Source organism: Rhodovulum sp., assembly GCF_011048875.1.
GTDB classification, from domain to species: domain Bacteria; phylum Pseudomonadota; class Alphaproteobacteria; order Rhodobacterales; family Rhodobacteraceae; genus Rhodovulum; species Rhodovulum tesquicola.
In genome coordinates this window covers 1-5,631 of the sequence record NZ_DSDD01000044.1, presented here as the reverse complement: position 1 = coordinate 5,631, position 5,631 = coordinate 1, and the positions used below count along the sequence as shown (strand labels likewise).

Below are 5,631 nucleotides of genomic sequence, written 5' to 3'. Positions count from 1 at the left end.
GCAGAACGGTCCATCACGACCCAGCCCATTACGATCCAACCGCCGCCGCTGCCCGGCATATTTAAGGTGCCGGGCAGCGGCTCCCTTCTAACCCGGGAGCCTGTGATCGTCGTAAGACAAGCATCGGTGTCTCCTCTCGTGTCGTCGTTGAGGAGACAGTGCGAAATTACGGTGTGGGATGTCGTGGGGACTGGCGGGGGATGCGGAGGGGGATCAGACGGCCTTTGCGGGACAGGGTTCTGACCGCGGATGGGGCACCATCATCCCCCACCATCCATCACCCATCCCCCTCCCGATCCCACGGGGGATGAGGCGGAAGGGGATCGGTCAGTCGAGATTCAGGCGGTAGCCGCCTCGGCGGTCGGACCGGATCAGCTGTCGCCAGTCCTTCTGCGACTTGAAGACGTCGGCCATGCGCAGGCTCTTCGAGCCGGCGCGCGACAGGATCGCCTTGCCGTTCTGCCAGGGTACGCCGGCCTGCGCGGCCTCGTGCAGCGCGCGCACGACCTCCGCCTGGATCGGGCCCAGCTTGAACCGGCAGCCGTTGCAGCAAACCTCAAGGTAGTCGGCCGAGTGGATGAAGGTGGCCTCCTCCATCGGCTGTCCGCCGGGCGAGAACCCGGTCTCGATCTCGAATCGGTCGCGTTCATCGCGCCTTAGCAGCAGGTCGCCGATCATCACGAGGACGGGCTGCGCATCGCCCCAGGTCTCGGCGTAATCGGACTTCGGCGTCCGAAAGCTCTGGAGATGGACTTCGCCGCACCGGAAGAGCTGGAACACATCGCGGGCATGGAGATCGAGCAGGCCGCTGTAGTAGCTCTGCTCCCACGGCACCTTGTAGGGCTGGCCTCGATCATCCTCCTCGACGTCCCCGAACTCCATGGGCGCGCCGAACACGCGCACCGACAGACGCAGCTTGTCGTTCTCCGCGAGGTAGATCAGGTCGGCTTCCGTGATCTGCCAGCGCTCGAGGATCTCGGGGAGCGTGAAGTACAATTTGTCGATGTGCATTCACTGCCCTCCACGCCGATTCCCGTGTAAGATGTTTACCTTCTGTTCTTATTCGCTTGACGGGCCCCAATCAATCCGATTTTATCCTATTTTATCCACAGATGGGTGGGGATGACATGACCGAGCACCACACGCTTTCCGACCGCCTCAGAGCCCGGGCCAATCAGCTCGGCCTGACGCCTGCCCATGTCGCCGAAATGGCCGGCGTGCACCGCTCCTTCGTCTACGACATTCTGCGCGGCCGCTCCGCCCGTCCCGGCCTCGACCGGCTGGCCGAGGTCGCCCGCGTGCTGAAGGTGGATCGCGACTGGCTGATCCATGGCATCGGTGAGGTGGAGGGGAAGCCCCCCTTCCTGGACAATCCTGACGACGCCTTCGTTGCCATCGCCCACGCCACCCCGCGCCCCGCGATGGGCGGCGGCGCCGTCGTGACCGAGGACGGCGACACGCCCGGCCGGGTCTATCATTTCCGCCGCTCCTGGATCCGAAACAGCCTCAAGGCCACCCCGTCGCAGCTGCGCATCATGCATGTCGAAGGCGACAGCATGGCGCCGACTCTGCTGAGCGGCGACGCGGTGCTGGTCGACATGACCCGCCGCGCGCCCAACCCACCCGGCATTTTTGTGCTGGACGACGGGATGGGGCTGGTCGCCAAGCGACTCGAGCACATCCCCAACAGCGACCCGCCCGCGGTGCGCGTCATCTCCGACAACAAGCACTATCCCGAATACGAAAGAACGGCCGACGAGATCCACATCGTCGGCCGCATCCGTTGGTTCGCGCGGGAGCTCTGAGCATGGCCCATGTCATCATTCGCGGCGGAAACGGCCGTCGTCACGAGGTGGACTTCGAGGACGCCGACATCACGGTGGAACTGCACGCCACCGAGGATCACGTCGAACTGGTGATCGAGTCGCCCCATGATGAGGCACCATCGGACAAGAAACGCTTCGCGCTGGTCAGTATCCCGCGACATCTGCTGAGCAAGGCCATGGCTGATCTGGCGCGCAAGGATCGCCGATCATGATTGCGTGGCGCGACATCGACGATGCCGACCCGGCGCTGGCGTTCTCGCCGCTGGTGCGCGGGATCGAGAAGACCTTCGCCTGGATCGGTGAGTACGGCGGCATCCCCCTGACGCCATCCAAGGCGTTCAAGCGGGTCTTCGTGCACTGGGCCGCGGCTGAGTTCGACTGGCCCGGCCACACCGAGGCGGACCTCTTCGCCGTCAACAAGGTGCTGAACGAGCCCGACTTCGCCCCGCTCATGGTGCTGCACGACCTGATGATCGCAATGAAGCTCGGGCGGTACTACAAGGGCGAGTTCCGCCTGACAAAGGCAGGCCAGGCGCTGGCGGGCCATCCAGGCCGGATCTTCGGCACGGTTGTCCCGTTCTTCCTGTTCCGGATCAACCACGCCAGCATGTCGCGCTTTGACGATGCGCCGATCCTTGGCAACTGGGATGTGTTCCTGAACGTGCTCAACGTCGAGACCGAGGACGGCGCCACCGGCGCGCACCTCCGCCGCGTGTTCTTCGGCGAGCCCGAGACTGGCCCGCTCCCGCACGACGAGGTGATGGGCCAGCTCTACATCCAGGTGCTGCGCCCGCTCTGCTGGGCTGGCCTGTTGCAGCAAGAGCGGGGAACGGCCAGCTATCGCTTCGAGGAGGTGGTGTTAATGAAGACGCCGCTCTGGAGATCGGCGGTGGTTCTCGACACCGATCCCCAGGTCGCGCCGGCGATACGTCACTGAGGCTCCGCCGGTTCCTATCCTCTGCGCGGGCCTACGCAGAACTCCCATAAGCTTTTGAATCCGATTGTTTTCGGAGGGTGTGCGGGTAGCGTTTCCCCCATGCGAAACGTGCCGACAAATCCACAGCGGGGTTCAAACCCGCTGCCGCCCGACCAGATGACTCCCGCCGAGCGCCGCGCCGAGTTGTGCGGCCTGCTGGCGCTCGGGCTGGTCCGCCTGCAGCTGCGGGAACAGGTCGAACCTTCTGACGATACTGGAGAAATTCGCCTACACTCTCCGGCCGACCGATGCCGTCATGCAACTCCAACTCACCGGAGACCCGCATGACGACCCACGATCCCATTCCCGCGCGCCTGGCTGCGCTGAAAACCGCCACGACGCCGGACCTGAAGGCGCAGTGGCGCGACCTGTTCGACAGCGAGCCGCCGCCGTTCAACCGTCGCTACCTTGAAAGCCGTATCGCCTACCGCATCCAGGAACTCGCCTATGGCGGGCTGAAGCCGGAGACGATCCGGCGGCTGGAACGGCTTGGCGAGGAACTAGACGGCGGAGACACGAGAAAGCGCGGCATCCGCGCCGATCGTGACCGTCCCATCACCGGCACGCGGCTGCTGCGCGAGTGGCAGGGCGTCGAACAGATCGTCACCGTCACCGCCGACGGCTTCGAATGGCAGGGACGGCCCTACAAGTCGCTGTCGGCTATTGCGCGCGCCATCACCGGCACCCGCTGGAACGGCTGGGTGTTCTTCGGCCTCAAGAACCACAGGGGGCGGACATGACGAAGCCGCCCGAAAAATCGAAGGTCGTCCGCAAGCTGCGGTGTGCCGTCTACACCCGGAAGTCCTCCGAGGAAGGGCTGGAGCAGGAGTTCAACAGCCTGCACGCCCAGCGCGAGGCATGCGAGGCATACATCGCCAGCCAGCGGTCCGAAGGCTGGGTGCTCGTCCGCGACCAGTATGATGACGGCGGCATCTCCGGCGGCACGCTGGAACGCCCCGGCCTGAAGCGATTGCTGGCTGATATCGAGGACGGGCTGGTCGATGTGGTGGTGGTCTACAAGATCGATCGCCTCAGCCGCTCGCTGGCGGACTTCGCCAAACTGGTCGAGGTGTTCGACCGCAACGGCGTGACCTTCGTCTCGGTGACCCAGTCCTTCAACACGACCACGTCAATGGGGCGCCTTGCGCTGAACATTCTGTTGTCCTTCGCCCAGTTCGAGCGCGAGGTGACGGCCGAGCGGATCCGCGACAAGGTCGCGGCCTCGCGGCGCAAAGGCATCTGGATGGGCGGAGTACCGCCCTTCGGCTACCGCGTCGAGAACCGGAAACTGCTGGTCGACGAGGAGTACGCCGAGCACGTCCGCTGGATCTTCGCCCGCTTCCTCGAGATTGGATCGGGGACGGAACTGGCGCGAGAGGTTGCCAAGCGCGGCATCCGCACGCCCCGCGGCAACCGGATCGACAAGAAATACCTGTATCGGATGTTGAACAACCGCGCCTACATCGGTGAGGCGGTCCACAAAGGCGAGAGCTATCCCGGCGAGCACGACGCGATCATCGACCGCGAGACGTGGGACCGCGTCCATGCCATCCTGCAGGAGAGCCCGCGCAAGCGGGCTATGCGGACACGCGCCGAGACACCCGCGCTGCTGAAGGGGCTGCTGTTCGGGCCCGATGGCGCCGCGTTCTCGCCGACACATACTCGGAAGGGGGATCGCCTCTACCGATACTATGTCAGCCAGACGGTGCTGAAACATGGTGCTGGTGCGTGTCCTGTCGGCCGCGTGCCTGCGGACGAGATCGAGTGCGCTGTCATAGACCAGCTCCGCGCCGCCGTGTTCCGCCAACCGGAGATTATTGCAGGGACGTGGAAGGCGGCGCGCGCCCATGCCGAGGACATCACCGAGGCCGACGCGCGAGCAGCACTGCAGCAACTCGATCCGCTGTGGGACAAACTGTTCCCCGCCGAACAGGCCCGCGTCGCGACGCTGCTGGTCGAGCGCGTCGACATCGGCACGAACGGCCTGAACGTCCGCCTTCGCGTGGACGGCCTCGGCAGCCTTGCGCGCGAAATGCTGACCGGCGGGATTGGAGAAGCGGCATGACTCGCGGAGCGCCGATCACCGAGACCGTGACGCTCCACGTCCCGTTCCGCGTCGTGAAGCGCGGCGGGCGGAAGGAGATGCAGCTGCCCGAGGGCGCCACACAGGTGCGCAGGACGGACAGCACGCTGGTCAAGGCACTGGCGCGCGCGTTCCGCTGGAAGCGCATGCTGGAGACCGGCGAGTTCTCGTCCATCTCCGAACTGGCCGAGCGGGAGGGCATCGCCTTCACCTATATGGCGCGGCTGATGCGGTTGACCTTGCTTTCACCCGAGATCGTCGATGGCATCATGGACGGCCGTCAGCCCGCGGGCGTTATACTCGCGAACATGATGGACCCTTTCCCGCTGGACTGGCAGGAACAGCGCGCGCTCTGGGGCGAGCCAAGACCGCCTCAGGGCTGAATCAGGCGTGCAAACAGACAATTCCCGCGATAGGGTAATGGAAAACAAGCCCTTTTCGTGAGTTCGCGCGCGCCATGTCTGATAGCCTGACCGACCTGATCCTTTCGCTCATGCCCGAAGATGGCTCCTCCATCGGCAACGGCGCGATGATGGCGCTGCTGCGCGAGCGTGTCCCGGGCCTGACCGATGACGACTACGCCACCGCGCGCGACGCCTTGGTGGATGATGGCCTGCTTGCCAGAGGCCGTGGGCGGGGCGGGTCGATCATGCGGGTGGTCGATGCTGACGAGGATGAGGACGAAGGCGAGGACTCCTCGGACGACGATGCCGACGACGACGGGTTCGAACTGACGCCGACCGACG

8 protein-coding genes are annotated in these 5,631 nt (G+C 65.1%); 7 read left to right on the top strand and 1 reads right to left on the bottom strand.

Translation table 11 applies throughout. The features are described from left to right. Positions 1-327 precede the first annotated feature (327 nt). Positions 328-1,011 (bottom strand): hypothetical protein, encoded by a 684-nt coding sequence (locus ENN83_RS01600; protein ID WP_287183297.1) that lies wholly within the window; start codon positions 1,009-1,011, stop codon positions 328-330. Between the two features lie 116 nt (positions 1,012-1,127). Here ENN83_RS01600 and ENN83_RS01595 point away from each other — a divergent pair, with 116 nt between their 5' ends. The 7 genes from ENN83_RS01595 to ENN83_RS01565 form a co-directional block, all read left to right on the top strand. Next, positions 1,128-1,805 carry a LexA family transcriptional regulator gene (locus tag ENN83_RS01595; RefSeq protein ID WP_287183296.1) on the top strand — a complete coding sequence of 226 codons (678 nt, stop codon included), beginning with the start codon at positions 1,128-1,130 and terminating at the stop codon, positions 1,803-1,805. A 2-nt stretch (positions 1,806-1,807) separates the two neighbouring features. Continuing rightward, entirely contained in the window at positions 1,808-2,038 is a 231-nt protein-coding gene (locus ENN83_RS01590) for a hypothetical protein (RefSeq protein WP_287183294.1), read from the top strand. After that, on the top strand, positions 2,035-2,763 hold the full coding sequence (locus tag ENN83_RS01585; protein WP_287183292.1) for a hypothetical protein: 729 nt from the start codon (positions 2,035-2,037) through the stop codon (positions 2,761-2,763). Before ENN83_RS01590 ends, ENN83_RS01585 begins: the two co-directional genes overlap by 4 nt. A 323-nt stretch (positions 2,764-3,086) precedes the next feature. Next, positions 3,087-3,542 (top strand): DUF2924 domain-containing protein, encoded by a 456-nt coding sequence (locus ENN83_RS01580; protein ID WP_287183290.1) that lies wholly within the window; start codon positions 3,087-3,089, stop codon positions 3,540-3,542. Beyond that, positions 3,539-4,867, top strand: a complete 1,329-nt coding sequence (locus ENN83_RS01575) for a recombinase family protein (RefSeq protein ID WP_287183289.1) — start codon at positions 3,539-3,541, stop codon at positions 4,865-4,867. The genes ENN83_RS01580 and ENN83_RS01575 overlap by 4 nt, the downstream gene beginning before the upstream one ends. Further along, positions 4,864-5,268 carry a hypothetical protein gene (locus ENN83_RS01570; protein WP_287183288.1) on the top strand — a complete coding sequence of 135 codons (405 nt, stop codon included), beginning with the start codon at positions 4,864-4,866 and terminating at the stop codon, positions 5,266-5,268. The genes ENN83_RS01575 and ENN83_RS01570 overlap by 4 nt, the downstream gene beginning before the upstream one ends. A 74-nt stretch (positions 5,269-5,342) precedes the next feature. Beyond that, the coding region (locus ENN83_RS01565) for a hypothetical protein (protein ID WP_287183286.1) at positions 5,343-5,631 on the top strand (289 nt) is incomplete at its 3' end.

Bases quoted from the DNA above. Each gene is read 5' to 3' on its own strand.
- ENN83_RS01600 (WP_287183297.1), bottom strand. From the start codon at position 1,011: ATGCACATCGACAAATTGTACTTCACGCTCCCCGAGATCCTCGAGCGC.
- ENN83_RS01595 (WP_287183296.1), top strand. From the start codon at position 1,128: ATGACCGAGCACCACACGCTTTCCGACCGCCTCAGAGCCCGGGCCAAT.
- ENN83_RS01590 (WP_287183294.1), top strand. From the start codon at position 1,808: ATGGCCCATGTCATCATTCGCGGCGGAAACGGCCGTCGTCACGAGGTG.
- ENN83_RS01585 (WP_287183292.1), top strand. From the start codon at position 2,035: ATGATTGCGTGGCGCGACATCGACGATGCCGACCCGGCGCTGGCGTTC.
- ENN83_RS01580 (WP_287183290.1), top strand. From the start codon at position 3,087: ATGACGACCCACGATCCCATTCCCGCGCGCCTGGCTGCGCTGAAAACC.
- ENN83_RS01575 (WP_287183289.1), top strand. From the start codon at position 3,539: ATGACGAAGCCGCCCGAAAAATCGAAGGTCGTCCGCAAGCTGCGGTGT.
- ENN83_RS01570 (WP_287183288.1), top strand. From the start codon at position 4,864: ATGACTCGCGGAGCGCCGATCACCGAGACCGTGACGCTCCACGTCCCG.